Consider the following 17,901-nt stretch of genomic DNA (forward strand, 5'->3'; position numbering starts at 1 on the left):
TTCATGCAGCATACTTGACATGGGGGTCTTGGAAATAGGCTTTTACGCGCTGCGGTTCGGCTACAACGATGCGCATGTGATCCTCGACGGCGGCGCGTAGTTTTGGCTTGGTACGTATGGGCACCTTGCGACCGATGACGTGCTTCAGATCGGCGTTCAATCGTTCCTCGGGGTTCAGTTCCGGGCTGTAGCTGGGCAAATAAAACACCTCAATCTTGTCGCTGCGCTCAGCCAGCCAGGCCTTCACGGGTTTGCTGTGATGCACGCGCAGGTTGTCCAGAATCAGGAATACTTTCTTGCCCGCATCCTTAATAAGCGCCTCTAAAAACTCGATCAGCTTGTCCGAATTGAACGCCTCATCAATGATCATCCAGCGCGCCTTGCCCTGGTTGGTGACGCTGGCAATCATGGAGAGCTTGTGCCGGGTGCCGCCAATGGCCATTGTCACCGGCGTCTTGCCTCGGGGCGCGTAACTTCTGCCGCGCACGTCGGTGTTTACCAGTGCGGTTTCGTCGCCCCAATGAATCTCGCCGCCCTGGGCCTTGGCGCGCTCGGCGATGGCCGGATAGGTCTCGTCAAGCCAAGTCTTTACCGCCGCCGGTGATTGCTCATAGGCGCGCTTAATCGGCTTTTGCGGCGTGAAGCCCCAGCGGGCTAGGTACTTGCCCACCGAGCGCACATGCAACGTGATGCCGCACTCGCGCTCGATCAGCTGCATCACCGCCGAGCGGCTCCACAGCGCAAAATCCATCTTCAGCTGTTCGGGGCGTTGGTCACAGATGATCCGACGGATGGCCTGTGCCTGCTGGTCTGTCAGAGCACGATTCTCGCCGCTGCGTCGCCCGCGTGTGCGCGGCGCCAGCGCGGCAAGACCTCCGGCCTCATAGCGCGAAATCACTCGACCCACCGCCGTGTGGCTCAAGCCAACGTCAGCGGCGATCTGCGCCTTGGTTCGTCCACGCTTGTAAGCACGAATCACCTGCCGACGCCTCTCATGTTGCTCGGCAGAACTTAGTTTTCTCGCATCGTCTTTATCCATGCGCAATGATCGCATGAAACAGGCGAGAAATCAACCTATTTGTGGGCCGTATCTATAGTCCTATTTTTGAACACACTGTCAATGAAGCTATTTTAATGACACAGATCGGGGTCAAGCGACACGCCCTTCTTCTGGTTGGCAATAGGGCTGTAAGTGCCGCTTACGTACGAAATTTCGATATGAGCATGGTGCAAAGTTCTAAAAGCGGTAAAAAGAGGCTTTGTGCCTACACCAGTCGTACGCCTTGAAAGTCTCGGTAGTTCCAGGAATATATGTCAGCGTGTGGTCTCCACTGTACGCGATCCATGATTCACAGGGCTCTCAGATCGCAGCGCTGTGCCTAAATCATGTTGATGTAGCTTCCATGGCAACAGCGCCTCCACATCTTCTACTGTTTTGGCCTGCTGGCAGGCGCGCCAGTTTGCCGATCTGCTTCTTTGGAGCATCCACGGCGAAGTTATAGTTATTCCAAGTGGTCTAGATTGCTCCACTGTCGGCCTATCGCTTCGGCGGCGAGCGCCCGGTAATTTTGGATAAGTCCCTAAAGCTTGAGTGGTTGGCAGTGTGCGTCGATGTTCACGCTGAAGATGCATGTCTGCACCTCGGTCGGCTGCTGCTGATAGACCCACAGTGGGTTCCGTAGTGATGCACAAAGCTCAGCCAATGGGGATCAGATGCTTAAAGAGCAATATGCTCATCGGCTATCTTAGCGAATATTTTTTTGTGCAACGGCTATTGCCGTCTAGCTGGTATGTGGGATTTCAATATCCCGTTCCATCGTCAATCGAAAAATGATCTAGTTATCGACGCAAGGCGAAGCGAAAAGCGGCAGCGCTTCACTTTAAACCGTGCCACGGCGTCTGCCGCAAGATGCGTGGTGCACAGTTCTTCGACTACCCGCTGGGGGATGTACGTTTAACCGAAACCTCATTTAGGTAAATTTTGACGCTAGGTGCAATCGCATCCGTATGGGGTCATCGCCTCAACGTTTCGATCTTGTCAGCAACCGCCGCCAATAGCGCGGTCTTTGTTGTTGTTTGAATCTGCTCCACCAGCGCAGCAAGCCATAAGAAAGATAAACTTTCTCTTGCCCCAACGGCATGTCTGGCCTGACAACCATCCAGGAGGATTTCGAATAGGCAAGCTGTTGATCTGGGTAAACACTGCGGTGGCCGATGATTAAGTACGCGGCAATGCCTGCCCCTGCTACGTAGACCATACCCAGGGTACCGCCAAATAATTCAGCCCCCATCAGTATGGCCGCAATGGGGGTGTTCGAGGCCGACGCCACCACCGCCACCAAACCCACCGCCGCACCTAGCGAAGGGCTAAGCCCCAGCATGGGCGCAAAGGCATTGCCGGCAATCGCGCCAATCACAAACTGCGGGGTGGCAATGCCGCCATAAAAGCCGGACCCCAGGGTAATTGCCACCAAAATCGTCTTCCATAAAAACCCAAAATACGGCATGGCCTCGCCATCCAGGGCCTGCCCTATCAAAGGCAGGCTCAAGCCCAGGTAATCGGTGGGAATGACGATAATCAAGGCGGAAAGCAACAGGCCGCCTATCAACGGCAGTAAGGGCGGCCATAGATTGAACCGGCCTTTAAGCTGTGCAAAAATATTGCGCACCAAGGTAATCATATCGACAAACACCCAGGCAACAGCACCGCAAATAACGCCGATAAGCACAGTTTTAAGAAACAGAATTTCTGAAAATTCGGGTAGCGCAAGCAAGCTATAAAACGTATGGTAATCCCCCCATAGAACCGCAGTGAGCTGAAGTAGAATTTCCACTACAAGGAAATTCGACACCATGAAGCAATCCCGATTCACCGATAGCCAGATTATGGCGATCCTAAAACAAGCGGAAGCCGGTACGCCAGTTCCGGAACTGTGTCGCGAGCACGGCATGAGCAGCGCCTCGTTCTACAAGTGGCGCGCCAAATACGGTGGCATGGATGCCTCCATGATGACCCGGATGAAGGAGCTCGAGGACGAGAACCGACGGCTCAAAAAGATGTACGCCGAAGAACGTCTAAAGGCGGAAATTGTGCAGGAGGCGCTCCGAAAAAAGTGGTAGCGCCATCTCGACGCAAAGAGATGGCGCGCGGCGCTGTTGAGCAGTTTAAGGTCAGCATCCGCTTGGCCTGTGAAGCGTTCGGCATCAGCCAAAGCGGCTACCACTATCAGGCGAAACACGCCGAAGAAAATGACGTGATCGCTGACTGGCTGATTCGCTTGACCACCGCTCAACGCAACTGGGGTTTCGGCTTATGTTTCTTGTACTTACGCAACATCAAAGGCTTCAAGTGGAACCACAAAAAAGTGTACCGGATCTATCGTGAACTGGAACTGAATCTGCGCATCAAACCGCGCAAGCGCTTGGTGCGCGAGCGGCCCGATCCGCTGGGCACCGCTACCGATATCAATCAAATCTGGTCCATGGACTTTATGCATGATCAACTTGCGGACGGTCGCAGTATCCGGCTCTTTAACGTGGTCGATGACTTTAACCGCGAAGGCTTAGGCATTGAGGTGGACTTCTCCTTGCCGGCAGAACGCGTGACGCGAGCCCTGGACCAGATCATCGAATGGCGCGGCAAGCCGGCATGCCTGCGGTGCGACAATGGCCCCGAATACATCGGCAAAACGATGCTGGAATGGGCCGTCAAGCGGCGCATCACCATCATCCATACTCAGCCCGGAAATCCACAGCAAAACGCGTACGTCGAGCGTTATAACCGAACCGTGCGTTATGATTGGCTCGCCCAAAATCTGTTTGGCAGCCTGGAGGAAGTTCAGCACGGCGCCACCGCCTGGCTCTGGACTTACAACAACGAAAGGCCCAACATGGCCTTGGGCGGCATCACCCCAAGACAGAAACTAGCCCGTAAATATCCAACCGATTCTACTGCCGCTTACTGCTGAAAATGGGGGGACTACCGGTCAGCGGCTCGACCACCGATTGGGTGGTCATGGCGTGATACAGCTCGTCGCCCAGGGTTTCGATCAGTTTGGCGTCCATAAATGGGTAAGTCCTGCGGGTTTTGAATAAAATGGGATGTGGTGGCGGGTGGCGCTCAGGCCAGGCAGGTGTCGTTGGCCTCAGCCAGAAAATTTTCGACCAGCCGGGCAAAGCGCGCAGCGTGTTCGATCTGCGTCCAGTGACCGCATTGGCCGAATACATGCAACTGGGAGCGCTCAATCCATTGCGACAGCGTGAGCGAGTTCGACAGCGGAATGACCGCGTCTTCACGGCCGTGCACGATCAGCGTGTGATGCGGCAAAGCGCGAATGTCTTGTTCCTCGCTGGCCATGGCGTCCACCCAGCGCTGGCGTGGCGCCGGAAACATGGCCGCGAAGGACTCCTGAAAGCCGCTCTGAATGCTGGCCTTGTAACGCAGTTGCGCCAACTCATCCGTGACCAAAGAGCGGTCAAAGGCGAAGATGTCCAGCAGTTTGCGCATATTCTCCAGCGACGGGGTGTAGCCCCAGACAGCGTCCAGCCCGGGCGTGATGACAAAGGGCACGCCGACGCTGCCCATCAGCACCAGTCGACGTACCCGCTTGGGGTGGGCAATTGCTAGCGCCAGCGCCAGCGCACCGCCAAACGAGTTGCCAACCAGATCGGTCTGCTCAATGCCCAGCGTGTCGAGCAGGTCAATCGCCTGTTGCACCCAGACCTCCATGCGGTACTCCCCGCCCTTTGGAGGATTGGCGGGGTCGGCCGGGCGCTCGGTGTAACCGAAGCCCAACAAGTCAGGCGCCACCACACGGCGCGTGTGGGCCAGCACCGGCAACAGCAGACGCCAGTTGGCCCAGGCGCTCACGCCCGGGCCGGAGCCGTGCAGCAGCAGCACCGGACGTTGGTGTGGAAAGAACCGGTGCGGATGCGCTGGCCGATTTCGGGGTTGGTGCTGTTAGACATGACAGGACTCAAAGTTTGATGCAGACGTTGCGCAGCTCGGTGTAGAACTCCAGCGAGTGCACGCCGCCTTCACGCCCGATGCCAGAGCCCTTGGCACCACCAAAAGCGGTGCGCAGATCACGCAGGAACCAGCTGTTGATCCAGCAGATGCCGACCTCGACCTGCTTGGCCACGCGGTGGGCGCAACCCAGGTTCTCGGTCCAGACCGTGGTGGCCAGGCCGTAATCGGTGGCGTTGGCCAGCGCAATCACCTCCTCTTCGGTGTCGAACGGGGCAATATGGCAACAGGGGCCAAACACCTCTTCACGCACCACGCTGGCAGTCTCGGGCAGACCGGTCCAGATGGTGGGCTGTACCCAGTGGCCATGGCCCAGTTCGCCGGGCATGGCGGGCACGCCACCGCCGGCGACCACCGTGGCGCCTTCCGCGCGGGCTTTGTCAAAGTAGGACAGGACTTTTTGTTTGTGCTCGGCTGAAATCAGCGGACCCAGGTTGACCCCGGCCTCGTTGGACGGGCCAATCTTGAGGCCCTCAGCCTTGGCCTTGAGCGCGGCGACGAACTTGTCAAAAATCGGCCGCTGCACATACACCCGCTCGGTGCCCAGGCAGACCTGACCGCAGTTCTCGAAAGCACTGCGCGTGATGCCGGCCACGGCCTTGTCAAAATCGCAGTCAGCAAACACGATGCCGGCGTTCTTGCCGCCCAGCTCAAACGACACCGGGCGCACGCCTTTGGCGGCAGCGGCCATGATGGCCTCGCCGGTGCGGGTTTCGCCGGTGAAGGTAATGCCGTTGACGCCCGGGTGCTGGGTCAAGAATTCGCCGGCCGAGTTCGGACCGAAGCCGTGCACCACGTTGTACACGCCAGGCGGAATGCCGACCTTGCTCATGACTTCACCGAGCAGGGTGGCGGTGGCCGGGGTTTCTTCCGATGGCTTGACGACGACGGTGTTGCCGCAGGCCAACGCTGGGCCGACCTTCCAGGTCATCAGCAGCAGCGGCAGGTTCCACGGGCAGACCACGCCGATCACTCCCAGCGGGGAGCGGATGGCGTAATTGAGTGCCTGGCCGCCGTCGGGGGTGGCCATCTCGAAAGTTTCGGTCGGCACGTTCTTGATGATGTCGGCGAACACCTTGAAATTGGCCGCGCCGCGCGGGATGTCAATATGTGAGGCCAGGCTGCGCGGTTTACCGGTGTCCGCAATCTCGGCTTCCAGAAATTCGTCAGAGCGGCGGATGATCTCATCGGCCAGCGCATGCAACAACTCGACCCGCTTGACTACACTCATGCGGCCCCACTCACCTGTGAGCGCGGCGCGCGCGGCGCGCACGGCGGCATCGACTTCGGGCGCGCCAGCTTCGTGCACCAGGCCGATGACGTGGTTGTCCACCGGGGCGCGGTTCTCAAAAGTTTTGTCCGTGGCGACGAATTCGCCGTTGATGTAGTTTAGAAAGTGTTTCATATTTTGGTTTTCAGTCTGAGATCAGACAAGTCCCATTGCCTTCAAGCCTGCGTTTGCAATAGCCTCGTCCTGCTCCTCAGTGGCGCCGGATACGCCGATGCCACCGATGCACTGACCAACTTCCATAACCGGCAGCCCGCCGCCAAAGGCAACAAAGCGGGGCCTGCGCACAATGCCGTCACGTACCGCGACGGAGTGCTGCTGTAGTGCTGCGGACCACTGGCTCGTTGCCAAGCCAAAGCTGGCCGCGGTGTAAGCCTTGTCAATGGCGATGTCCACGGAATGCAGCGGCGCACCCGGCATGCGTAAGAAAGCCGCCAACACGCCGCCAGCATCGACCACGGCAACATTGACGCGCAAGCCCAAGACCCCAGCGGCCTTGACCGCTGCGCCGACGCAGGCGTGTGCTGCCGCCCAGTCGATCATGGGCTGCGCAACACTCAATGGAGTTCGTTCTATGGTCATCTTTCCGCGATCAGGTGTAGACCTCGGTGAAAGACGCAGAAAGCACCCCGGTATGGTAGAAAATCGCGCGCCCCGCCTGATCTTCGGTCCAAGTTGTCACCGGTCGATCACGTTGGGCTTGGTATCCCAGACCAGCAAACGTCTCGTTGCGATTGCCACTAGGGTCAAAGAAGTAGATCGTTTCTCCACGCGTGATGCCGTGACGCGTAGGTGCCACGTCAATGCGGACCCTGTTCTTTGCCATCACATCACCAGCCTTGAGCACGTCGTGCCAGGAGTCGAGGAAGTACGAAATGTGATGTATGCCAGGTGTTGGGCCACCGACAAAGGCGATATCGTGCGGCTTGCTGGAACACGACAGGAACGAAGCCAACTGGAACGCCCCGTCTGGGCCCACGGTCAGTTGCTCGGTTTGGAAAAAGTCCAGCACGTCGATAAAAAACCGGGTGTTCTCGGCTACCTTGTTGACGCCCTTGCCCGGATCGAACTCACACATCAGAAGGCAGTGGTCAAGCCAATGGGCGCCGGCGCCGCGGATGTCGTCCGGCCAGGGGTCAGGGTTGGTGGAGCCGACGTCGGTGCCAACACACTCCTTATGTGCAAACAAGCGCATCTCGTGGCCGCTGGGCAAATTGAACTGCAGCATTCGTCCGGTGGAGGGCAGCGTGCCCTCGGGCAGCATCGTGGCCTTGCCGCCCGAGGCTTCGATGCGCTGCTGCAGCGCATCGAGGTCGGCGTCTTTCTCGACCTTGTAGGCCACGTGGTTCATGCCCGCCTGGTCCGAAGGCGTGAGGATTAGTGAGTACTTGTCCCATTCATCCCAGCACTTCAGGTAGACGTTACCGGCCTTGTCCTGCATCGTCGTCTTCAGGCCCAGCACGTTCTCGTAGTGCTTGACCGCCGCCGCCATGTCCATCACTCTCAGGTTGGTATGGCCAATTCGCATTACACCCATAATAGTTCTCCTTTTACTTGGTTAAAACATGGTTCGCCTGTGCAGCGAATCCTTTGGAAATAGGCTTCGCCAGCCTGCCAGCCACTTCGAGCCGCACCGCAACGGTGGGCGCCACCCGGCAGGCCAAGGTGTATCCCAGAGCTTCCTCCTCAGCCGTCACGTGCGCGCGACTGATCGGCCCCAGCACCCGCACCCGCCCTTCGGCGATGCGAACCTTGCAGACCCCGCAGCCGCCGTTGACGCAACCCACCGGAATGCCTTTGCGCCCTAGGCGCAACATGCCTTGCAACAAGCTCTCGTTGGTGGCACATGGGTAGGACTCACCCGTCTGCATGACATGGACGTTCACCTTCGTGTTAGTTTCGAATAACATCGTTTCAGCACCTTCACACGCGCTTGAAAAGTGGGCTGCGCGGTTGGTATAAGGCTCTGGCCCAAAAGCTGAGCTCATTCATAGTCGTATAGAATTTCCTGATCAATCAGAGCAAAGAGCGTATCGCCTTCAACCTTGCTGTCGTAGCGTTTCAACGGCTTTTGAGCCAACCCCATTGGATTACCTGTTTCCAAATCCCATTGCCACAAATGTTTGTGGCATGTTAGCGTCCGGCCATCACAAATCCCTTCACACAGCGGCTCTTCCAAATGAGGGCACATTGGCGGGATCACAACCGGCTGGTTTTCTCCGCGCACTACCGCGACCAGAACTCCTTGCACATCGAACTCCGCAATCTGATCCTTCTCCAGGTCATTCAGCGAACAAACTTTTTTCCAGGGCATTACCTATTTCCTTTCAACCAAAATCATCGGAACGAATTGCCAGTGGGTTCAACTTGCCGTGCACGATCAGCGTTTTTACCGTGGCTTGTACCATCGGCTTCGGGCCGGAGACAAAAGCGATACCGCTTAACGAGCCGTCGCTTGCCAGCTCGCGGACAGCGTCATGCGCATAGCCGGCCACGACCCTGCCAAAGTCCCTGACTTGCTTCTGCAGATTATTGACGTCGCCGTCGCGCGGTTCGGACAACGCGATGACCACGTCGAGGCGACCATCTGAACGTTTCGCAAGATCGATCACCTCATTCAGCAAGACGGTGTCTTCGCCCGTCCGCACTCCATAAACCAGCCGCGCCGAACCCGGCGCTCTGCGGTGCACCCAGTCGAAGAGTATGGGAAGCATGGGTGCAATTCCGGTGCTTCCGGCCACGCATGTGATCTCGCCGTGCGCCGATTCGTCGTACAGGCATGCCGAGCCAAGGGGGCCGAATACTTGCAGCGGCATGCCGCTCGAATCCGCCGAACGCAATAGGGCATCAAACTCGCCTCCTTGTCGAGGCTTTACGAGCAAGCGGACGCGGTCTACCGGAAAACGCTCGACGTTTGAAATCGATAGCGCGCGCGGGCCGCTCAAGCCGTCAAACCAGACCAGAATGAACTGGCCAGGAATGAAGGTGAAAGCACAATCGAGTTGCAGCTGCAGTTCCGTGACGCCAGGAGCAAGAGCAACTGTTTTCACCAAGCGCCCGACGTGATAGTCGGGAACAGGCAAGAGGGAGCGGATGCATGCCGCGCCTTCGCTTGCGCGCAATCGGACCGGACTCGTTACCGCGGACTGGCACGACAGCACCCGGCCGGCTTGGCGCATCCTTGCTGAAAGGCCGGGCGCGTCTGGCCAGCGATTCTCCAACGCGCCTTCCATCACCTGCGCCACGCAGGTTCCGCAGGTTCCGCTCGCGCACGAATACGCCAATGGAACTCCGGCACGCAAGGCCTCGTGGAGAATCAGGTCACCTGCCGCAACATCCACCTTATATGAGTTATGCTCCGTTTCGATCGTGACCGGGACCGTGGCGCGAGCACGATCGGGGCGGCAGTTCGGCAGTGCAATCTCCTTTTTCATATGCGCTCCATCTCCATGGCTCGTGCAGCAATCGGTTTTTGCCGCGTACGATACCCGGCAAAAACCGACCAGATGAAGGCTGCAAGGCATACGGCTACCGCGGCCCAGTAGGTCGACCTTATACCGGCAAATCCCGCGCTCCATGCGATTATCGGCGGCAAGGCAAGCAGTACCCTTTCGAACATGGATATCGGGCGCCCCAGCCATCCCAGCAAACTTACCGTCAACAGGAAAATGCTTACCGACGTAACTATTACCGCTTCCAGAACGGCTCCCAGCGATGCGTCATGCAACAGGAGAGCCGGATAGGAAAAGAGGAAGAAAGGCAACAGCATTGACCCTGCTCCAGCCTTCATGGCCTCCAGACCCGCGCGCATATAATTCGCTCCCGCGATCCGCGCCGTAAGCATCAGCGTTGGCGCGACCGGCGGCGTGAAGTTGGAAAGAATGGTCATGTACATGATCAGGAAATGCGCCATCAATGGCTCAGCCCCGAGGCTGATCAACACCGGAGCCAAGGTGACGGCCAGTACCGTATACACCGCAACGCCCGGCATGCCCATACCCATCACATACGCGGCCACCAGCACCAGGAGGAAATTCGCCAGCACGCTGGCGCCGCCGATCTGGCTAACAATAAAGCCGACGATCATCCCGAGCTGTGTAATGTCCAGCGAGGCCATCACGACATCGAGCACACCGGAAGCCATTCCAAGCGCCGCTCCATTGATGGCTGCCTCTAATACGGCATGCAGCCAAACCTTCGGATCGCGCTCGAGGCGGAATATGAGCGCCAGCACCGCGATGGCGACGATAGACCAGAACACCGCCAGCTGGACCGACATGCCAGCGATGATGAGGGCGACGATCACCGCGATCGGAAAAAGAAAACTGATGCTAACCTTGATCCATCCATGCGCCGGGCCGGCATGGGCTTCTACTTGAATTTGCCCTTGTCCGCCATTCCTGCGATAAATCAAGACTACGAAAAGCAGCAGCCCCATATAAAAAAGCGCCGCAGGAATAATGGCTGCCAGAACAACCCTGGCGTAGGGCACGCCGATGAAATCGGCCATCAGGAACGCCACCATTCCCAGGATCGGCGGCGTGATCTGCCCGCCGGTAGACGCTATCGCCTCGATTGCGGCGGCCTGCTCGGACGTATACCCATCGCGTTTCATCAGCGGGATCGCAATCGGCCCCGTAATGCCGACATTGGCCGCGCCAACACCAGTAAAGCTAGCCACCAGGCCGCTAGATACCACCGTAAGCGCTCCGGTCCCGCCGCCAATACGGCGTGCCAAATTGCCTGCGACCCGCCAGATGAATGCACCGGCGCCGGACGCCTGTAGGAAGGTTCCGAAGACTAATAGCAAGAAAATGATTGTGACGCTTAACTCAACGACGTCCCCCAACGCGCCTACCGTCAGCTTTGAAGTCACCCTCAGCAAGTCTAACGCAGGCGCGGTCAAAGGCGCAGGCAAATAGCTTCCCAGATAGGCATAGACGAAAAAAACAATGCCGATGACCGCAAAAGGAACGCCGAAGTAAAGCCCGGTCAGAAAAAACATCCAGAATACGAGAACCGCTCCGGCCAGCATGTCGGGAGGAGAGGCGAAGCCATATCGGGTCAATACGCCGATCTGATCGGACAGAAAGTAAGCGGATGCCGCGAGCACGGACACCCATGCAAAGGCCGCGACAATCTTCATGGACCGGCCTGAATGCCGGCGCAGCAGGTCAAGCGTCAGCACGCCGATGCCCATGGAGATGTGAATAACTTTCGAGCCCATCGGCCCGAAAGTCATGAACAGGTTCAAGAAATGAAATCCCACATAGACAAGAGCTAACGCCGCCAATGCCTTCTCGGTCCATTTCAATTCCGCAATCGTTAATTTCCAATTTTTCATTAAATGTCTCTTCAGCTCTTGTGTGCCGGTCCTTGTTTAAAGAATGTGCCGGTCCTTGTTTAAAGAATGTGCCGGTCCTTGTTTAAAGAATTGTTGACGAATCCGGAACAGGCTTCCTGCATTTCACTGCTTGGTGTGTGCTTTAATGCCCTCCAGTCCATAGCTGAACCCCAGTTCCTGGTATGCGCGCCGCGCGCCCGGATGGAATTCGGCCTGCGGAACAGTCATGTGCCCGATTTGTTCCTTGAGCAGCTTGCCCAGCGCGTGGTCGTTTCCGAACTGATCAATATTTTTCAGCGCAGTTTTGACGATTTCATAGGCAATCTCATCCGGCATGTCCGCGGACACCCAGAATCCCGCCGTGAGGGCCGGTGCCAGCGTGCCGGAGTCCTCGCGCGCGACTTCATAATCAAGCGCATAGCTTTCCTTGAATGCGCCTTTCTTTACCGGAAGCGGCAACTGCGGCACACCGGTCGTGTCTTGGGCCTTCTTAAACAACTCTTGCGGCACATCGACCTGATATATCTTATTTTTCTTTACAATATCCGATGGACCGGGCGGCAAAAGACGCATATCGATGATGCCTGCGCCGGTTGCGTCGACCACCTTGTCCCCGAGCCGCTGCCAGCCCTGATTGAGGCTTACGCTGGGTAATAGCTGGATTTTTTGCATGAGGCCGGCCGCGGTGAACAGTGGAGCCAGCGAGTTGTAGATATAGGATCCGGGCAGGCCCAAATCCACTTTTTTGCCGGCGAGATCATAGATGGTCTTGACCGACGGGTCATTTGTGAACATGGCCGCGGCGCTATTCGGACTAAAGGTCATCAACGCTTTCATGCGCGGCACCGGCTTGGCCCAAGGTATCTGGCCTTTTTCGCCAAGAACAGGTTCGATGTGGAGCATCGTCAGGATCATGAGCTTGCGCTTCTCGGGCGATGCATCCGCATAGTCTGCATACTGTTCCCGTCCGGCGGCAGGCAGAGACTCAATGCGCAGCGACTTGCTGTTTTTCGCAATCAGCTTCTGCAGCGTGACCCCAGCAACCTGGCCATAGGCTCCTTGCGGGTAGGTATATAGGCGCACCACTGTCTGGGCCGTAGCGCTGGTGCCCCACATGGCGAATGAAATTGCGAGCAGTCCTAGTGCCGAATTTCGACGCCTGAATGCGATCGAAATAAAATCTGCGCGCGCCCGCTTGGATGTCTTCGTGTACATATTGTCTCCTTTAGTTATGGAACTACTTTCGCCTTGATCTACAAATGATCTCAGGCAGTTGCGAAGCTAGATCGGAATATGAGATCCGAAAGGCAATCTACGTGTATCCATCATCACCAACCTCGAACACAGAACAGGTACCCCCGACTCGAAACGGAATTGGTCTTGATACTTCCCGGTACAGTAGAGAATTGACGTCCCGTGAAGGTCAGTGTGGTAGACGCACAAGCCGCTTTCCACAACAAATAGCTCTGCCGAATCATCCTGACTGACTATATCGGTCCAGCCGAGTATTCTCCTGAATTGGCCCTTGTACTTTTCATGCATGGGGAGCTGCTTGAAGAGTAATTTCAACCCCTTATTGTCCTTTTCAAGCCAAGTAACTTCGCTGCGAATTTCGGGGCTATACGCTCGGATGGAATATTTGAAGTCGTCCGCGTAAGCGGCTACCCACTCGGAATAGTTTTCAGCGTCGAGCAAGCGGCATCCGCGTTCGATAACACGCCGTATCGCATGCAGCGAATCTGAAACCGACACTTCAGGCATCTGGGCCAATATTGTTTTGTCTTGATCCATATCTACTCCTGCTTTTCTTCGACCGCGGATGCGGCACATAATCCTGTATGACGCTCCCACTCACGATAAAACTCGCGAATCGGAAAGTCATCCTGGCTGAGGCGATTTTCCTCTCTCGCCATCAGGGAGTACTTCGAAGCCTTGCCCATGGTTTCCGTCTGTCTTTCTACCGCAAGGCCATCTTCAGGAAGGTTTCTGCCGAACGGCCCCCAAAACTCTGCATGGTCTCGAATACGACGGCGCCTCATTTCTTCGGGCTCACCTTTGACGCCCAGACCTCGAAATTGAATTAACGTCTTTCCTGGCGCCAGGGGGATTTGGGTGTCGATTCGGATTACGGAAGCGCGGCAATTAAGCATGACATCAGGGAAAATATCTAAAGCACGAAATTCATTCGGCTTTAATCCCGGAAGAGTAAAATCCTCTCGAGATACACTGCCCTGCATTTTTTCGTATTGAATAACCAGTGGATCAACGGTCATATGGCCATTTGGAAATGCGTGCCACTTTCTTTTAAAGTACCCCGGATCTATCATGCTGGTCTTTCGATTAAGCACGTGCAGGAACTCATGATAAAGCTCCATGTTGGTCTCCTGCCAATGCTTCCAATCGGTATTCAAAATCTGTTCGTGAAAATGGAAAACCTCAAGATCCGCTCCATCGAAAACGTCGTCAAACACGCTTAGGCATCCAGCAAGATATTCTTCAAGAGGCGATGCGTTGTCGTCCAGATTAACAAATACTAAGCCGCGCATGATCTCGCATCGGACCTGCTTAAGCCCGCATTGAGCCTTGTCGATCTTTACGCATTCATACGCCTCTTCGCGGGGAATATCGATGCATTTGCCATGCGCATCGTATGTCCACCTATGGAATAGGCATTCAAACTTTCGTGCATTGCCGGCAGTTTCTTCGACAAGTTTTACTCCACGATGCGAACAGGAATTCACCAATGCTCGAATCGTCAAATCGGGACCACGGACAATCAGGAGTGGGATACCCGCCACCGTGGTCGTTCGAAAATCGTTTATTTGGGCGACCTCGGATTCGCAGCACACGAATTTCCATACTTTTGAGAAGATGGTCTGCTGCTCAATGTCGAATATTTCCTGACTGCAGAAAATATTATTATCGACATAATGAGTTTTCGGTAATCGATCCCAAAAAATATTGGAATAAGCTGTACGGTTGCTCATATCACTCCTTTGTGCAATGTATATCCATTGAATAAAAATCAAATTCGAAGAGATCTAAATAAGAACCTGAATCCGTGATAAGAATCAGAGAATTTTTCATAATCTCTATCGAAATTAACAACTTAGCCGTCAAGTGCTATTCACCCAGAGGGTGAGAAAAACCATGACCGACTTCATTATCAAGAAGCTCAAATACGACCTCTCCTCCAATGCCGGTTTGACACTCGTGGGGCAATTCCTTAAGCGCACGGAGAGCAACAAGCGCGTTGACCATGCTTTTCCTCTCGCAGGCAAAGGCATCATCAATGGCGACATCTCGAAGAGCCACTTGGGCCTGTTGGTGCAAGGCAAGAACGACTTTGACGCCATTGAGGCGTTAGAGGCCATGAGTTCCGTCTTTTGCAGCCCGCTCGATTGATGAGCCCGAACTTGAGGTCGGGGTTGAAGTGAGGTGTGTAGCTCATAGCATGACGTGTGTGATGTGTCAGACCTCGCAAGTTGCATGCCAAAATCGTCGGGATTTAGAAAAATCTCGAAAATTTAGTGGAAAACACCTAGAAATTTGATTCTTATCGATGGTTTTTTATCCTCGATTGGGTGGTGTCCATGCTTTGACAAATGCCATTTTTCGATGCAATATCGATTAAATTACGCAATTGAACTATTCGAACCAGCTGCAATTTACCAAATGATCAAAACCATCGCCGATCCGTGTGTTCAACACGGCATCGTGCCCCGATGGCGTAATATCGAGAAAATGGCCTCATGGCCTTGCCAGGAGATGATGTGCCCCTGAACTTCAAATACCCGCCGGACAGCGACTTGCGTCGCCTGTTGCGCTTCGAGCCCGACAACGGCGCCATCTGGCTGGGCGACCGGCGCATGGTCTTGATGCACACCATGGCGCTGGCAGCGCTGCGCGAGGATCTGCTCAGTTCGGTCGGCCCCGAGCACGCCCGACGTATCATGACACGCATGGGCTACGCCTCGGGACTGTGCGACGCCGAGTACGCCAAGAAGATGCGCCCCGGCCAGGCGCTGCAGGACAGTTTTCTGGTCGGGCCCCAACTGCACATGCTCGAAGGGGCAGCGCGCGTCACGCCAGTCAAGCTCACGTTCGATGTGTCGGCTGGCCAGTTTTACGGCGAGTTTCTCTGGGACCACTCCTGGGAGGCCTATGCGCACCGGCAGAAGTTCGGCCTGGTCGACGACCCGGCTTGCTGGACGCTGCTGGGCTATGCCAGCGGCTACACCAGCGCGTTCATGGGGCGGCTGATCCTGTTCAAGGAGACCCTTTGCGCCGCCTGTGGCGCTGACCACTGCCTGATCGTCGGCCGCCCGATCGAAGAATGGCCCGACGGCGAGGCCCATCGTGTCTACTTCACCGACGAATCACTGATGGAAAAGATGGAGGCCCTGCAGCCGCAGGTGGAAGCCTTGAAGTCAACGCTTGCGCCTGTCAGTCAGGGCGGTCAGTTGATTGGCGTCTCGGCGGCTTTTCGCAAGGCTTACGCGCTGATGCAAAAGGCTGCGCAGACCCAGGTCACGGTGTTGTTGACCGGCGAGACTGGCGTAGGCAAGGAGCGCTTCGCGCGCGCCCTGCACGAACTCTCAAGCCGTGCCGACGCACCGTTCGTGGCGGTGAATTGCGCCGCCTTGCCTTCCGAGCTGATCGAGGCCGAGCTGTTTGGCGTGGAGAAGGGGGCCTACACCGGCGCACACGCCTCGCGCGCCGGACGCTTCGAGCGTGCCGACGGCGGCACCCTGTTGCTCGACGAGGTGGGTGAGCTGCCAATGGCGGCCCAGGCCAAATTGCTGCGCGTACTGCAAGAAGGTGAAATCGAACGCGTGGGTGGCGAGACCACGCGCAAAGTCAATGTGCGGCTGGTGGCCGCCACCAACGTCGACCTGGAGCAGGCGGTGCGGGCCGGCCGTTTCCGGCGTGACTTGATGTACCGCCTCAATGTCTATCCCATTTGCATTCCGGCGTTGCGCGAGCGCCATGCCGACATCGAGCTGCTGGCGCAAAGCATGCTGGTGCGCTTTTGCGCGCTGCACAACACGCGCCTCTCGGGCTTTGGAGAGCGAGCCCTGCAGGCATTGCAGCAGCACGACTGGCCGGGCAACGTGCGCGAGCTGGAAAACCTGGTCGAGCGGGGCGTGATCCTGGCGAGCCAGGGCGCTATGGTGGAAGTCGAACATCTTTTCCCTAACCAGCCGGAGGCGGTGCAGACCGGCCTGGACGCGCGCGGTCAATTGACCCGGCTGCCCAGTGCGCAAGACGACGACCTGAGTGCGCGCATTCTGGACAGCGGCAGCTCGCTGGAGGAAATCGAGGCGCGCGTGCTCGACCATGCGGTCGCGCGCGCCCGCGGCAACCTGTCCGAGGCGGCGCGCCTGCTGGGCCTGACCCGGCCGCAACTGGCCTACCGGCAAAAACGCCGCACTGGCGGCGGCGCTGACGCGCCGCCGCCAGTGACTGAAACCACCCGCCATCCAGGAGGGTTGTGATGTCTACCCTGAAACACCGTACCAGTGCCGCCCCCGAAGCCGACATGGCCACCCCGCGGACCCTTGTCGAGCGCGCCTACCTGGGCCTGCGCCACGACGTGGTGTGCGGCAAGCTCGCGCCCGGAGAACGGCTGCGCGTGGAGCACCTGAAAGATCAGTACCAGGTTGGCTCCGGCACCTTGCGTGAGGCCTTGTCGCTGCTGGTGTCCGACGCACTGGTCACTTCGGAAGGCCAGCGCGGGTTCCGGGTGGCACCGATCTCGCTGGCCGATCTTGAGGACGTGACCAACACCCGCGTCATGCTGGAGACCGAAGCCCTGCGCCAGTCGATCCGCCACGGTGACGCGCACTGGGAAGCCGCGCTGGTGGCCAGCTACCACCTGCTGACGCAAACCGAAAGCGACCCGGACGGACCCGAGCCCGACCTCTGGGAGCGTCGCAACAAGGCCTTCCACGAAGCGCTGATCGCCAGCTTCGATTCGACCTGGAGCAAGTATTTCCTGGCCATCCTGTACCGCCATGCCGAGCGCTACCGCAACATCAACTGGCGCCTCACAGCCGCCCATGCCAGCGGACGCGACGTGCACCGCGAGCACGAAGACATCTTTCGCGCCGCCATCGACCGCCAGGAAGCTCGCGCGGCCCTGGCGCTGGAAGCCCATGTGCGCCTGACGCACGACGTCGTTAAACGCCAGGCGAAACAAGAATAAAACTGGTTCAGCGCATTAATATTACTGTGTCATAA

General features: G+C 57.1%; 16 protein-coding genes and 1 pseudogene. 4 read left to right on the forward strand and 13 right to left on the reverse strand.

Annotation, left to right across the window (positions count from 1 at the left end):
* Position 1: 1 nt before the first annotated feature.
* Complete coding sequence (locus ACZ5SR_RS02150) at positions 2 to 1,039, reverse strand: IS630 family transposase (RefSeq protein ID WP_464451001.1); 1,038 nt, start codon at positions 1,037 to 1,039, stop codon at positions 2 to 4.
* Between the two features lie 982 nt (positions 1,040 to 2,021).
* Positions 2,022 to 2,855 (reverse strand): chloride channel protein, encoded by an 834-nt coding sequence (locus tag ACZ5SR_RS02155; protein ID WP_464449948.1) that lies wholly within the window; start codon positions 2,853 to 2,855, stop codon positions 2,022 to 2,024.
* Here ACZ5SR_RS02155 and ACZ5SR_RS02160 point away from each other — a divergent pair.
* A protein-coding gene (locus ACZ5SR_RS02160) for an IS3 family transposase (protein WP_464449949.1) occupies positions 2,854 to 3,968 on the forward strand; the annotation gives its coding sequence in 2 pieces (ribosomal slippage) (positions 2,854 to 3,106 and positions 3,106 to 3,968; 1,116 coding nt in all). The genes ACZ5SR_RS02155 and ACZ5SR_RS02160 overlap by 2 nt on opposite strands.
* A 152-nt stretch (positions 3,969 to 4,120) precedes the next feature.
* On the opposite strand, the pseudogene ACZ5SR_RS02165 reads toward ACZ5SR_RS02160, so the two are convergent.
* The 11 genes and pseudogenes from ACZ5SR_RS02165 to ACZ5SR_RS02215 all read right to left on the reverse strand — a co-directional run bounded on the left by ACZ5SR_RS02165 (position 4,121) and on the right by ACZ5SR_RS02215 (position 14,645).
* A pseudogene (locus ACZ5SR_RS02165) lies at positions 4,121 to 4,968 on the reverse strand (alpha/beta fold hydrolase).
* Between the two features lie 8 nt (positions 4,969 to 4,976).
* Positions 4,977 to 6,431, reverse strand: a complete 1,455-nt coding sequence (locus ACZ5SR_RS02170) for a 2-hydroxymuconic semialdehyde dehydrogenase (protein ID WP_464449950.1) — start codon at positions 6,429 to 6,431, stop codon at positions 4,977 to 4,979.
* Between the two features lie 21 nt (positions 6,432 to 6,452).
* Complete coding sequence (locus ACZ5SR_RS02175; protein WP_464449951.1) at positions 6,453 to 6,896, reverse strand: GlcG/HbpS family heme-binding protein; 444 nt, start codon at positions 6,894 to 6,896, stop codon at positions 6,453 to 6,455.
* A gap of 10 nt (positions 6,897 to 6,906) precedes the next feature.
* Positions 6,907 to 7,851, reverse strand: coding sequence for a catechol 2,3-dioxygenase (locus ACZ5SR_RS02180; protein ID WP_464449953.1), 945 nt, complete (start codon positions 7,849 to 7,851; stop codon positions 6,907 to 6,909).
* Positions 7,852 to 7,864: 13 nt separating this feature from the next.
* Positions 7,865 to 8,224, reverse strand: coding sequence for a 2Fe-2S iron-sulfur cluster binding domain-containing protein (locus ACZ5SR_RS02185; RefSeq protein WP_464449954.1), 360 nt, complete (start codon positions 8,222 to 8,224; stop codon positions 7,865 to 7,867).
* A 74-nt stretch (positions 8,225 to 8,298) separates the two neighbouring features.
* Complete coding sequence (locus ACZ5SR_RS02190; protein WP_464449955.1) at positions 8,299 to 8,628, reverse strand: Rieske 2Fe-2S domain-containing protein; 330 nt, start codon at positions 8,626 to 8,628, stop codon at positions 8,299 to 8,301.
* 13 nt (positions 8,629 to 8,641) lie between these two features.
* Positions 8,642 to 9,748 carry a 2Fe-2S iron-sulfur cluster-binding protein gene (locus ACZ5SR_RS02195; RefSeq protein WP_464449956.1) on the reverse strand — a complete coding sequence of 369 codons (1,107 nt, stop codon included), beginning with the start codon at positions 9,746 to 9,748 and terminating at the stop codon, positions 8,642 to 8,644.
* On the reverse strand, positions 9,745 to 11,658 hold the full coding sequence (locus ACZ5SR_RS02200) for a TRAP transporter permease (protein WP_464449957.1): 1,914 nt from the start codon (positions 11,656 to 11,658) through the stop codon (positions 9,745 to 9,747). The genes ACZ5SR_RS02195 and ACZ5SR_RS02200 overlap by 4 nt, the downstream gene beginning before the upstream one ends.
* A gap of 123 nt (positions 11,659 to 11,781) precedes the next feature.
* Entirely contained in the window at positions 11,782 to 12,873 is a 1,092-nt protein-coding gene (locus ACZ5SR_RS02205) for a TAXI family TRAP transporter solute-binding subunit (RefSeq protein WP_464449958.1), read from the reverse strand.
* Between the two features lie 66 nt (positions 12,874 to 12,939).
* Positions 12,940 to 13,449: a nuclear transport factor 2 family protein gene (locus ACZ5SR_RS02210; protein ID WP_464449959.1), complete on the reverse strand. Its 510-nt coding sequence runs from the start codon at positions 13,447 to 13,449 to the stop codon at positions 12,940 to 12,942.
* Positions 13,450 to 13,451: 2 nt separating this feature from the next.
* Positions 13,452 to 14,645: an aromatic ring-hydroxylating oxygenase subunit alpha gene (locus ACZ5SR_RS02215; RefSeq protein ID WP_464449960.1), complete on the reverse strand. Its 1,194-nt coding sequence runs from the start codon at positions 14,643 to 14,645 to the stop codon at positions 13,452 to 13,454.
* 163 nt (positions 14,646 to 14,808) lie between these two features.
* On the opposite strand from ACZ5SR_RS02215, the gene ACZ5SR_RS02220 reads away from it, so the two are divergent.
* From ACZ5SR_RS02220 to ACZ5SR_RS02230, 3 genes are all read left to right on the forward strand, one after another.
* A complete protein-coding gene (locus ACZ5SR_RS02220) occupies positions 14,809 to 15,063 on the forward strand; it encodes a hypothetical protein (protein ID WP_177136982.1) in 255 nt (84 codons plus the stop codon).
* A gap of 347 nt (positions 15,064 to 15,410) precedes the next feature.
* On the forward strand, positions 15,411 to 17,156 hold the full coding sequence (locus ACZ5SR_RS02225; RefSeq protein WP_464451134.1) for a sigma 54-interacting transcriptional regulator: 1,746 nt from the start codon (positions 15,411 to 15,413) through the stop codon (positions 17,154 to 17,156).
* Positions 17,156 to 17,866: a GntR family transcriptional regulator gene (locus ACZ5SR_RS02230; RefSeq protein WP_464449962.1), complete on the forward strand. Its 711-nt coding sequence runs from the start codon at positions 17,156 to 17,158 to the stop codon at positions 17,864 to 17,866. Before ACZ5SR_RS02225 ends, ACZ5SR_RS02230 begins: the two co-directional genes overlap by 1 nt.
* Positions 17,867 to 17,901: the final 35 nt, after the last annotated feature.

The organism is Limnohabitans sp. TEGF002 (assembly GCF_055395845.1).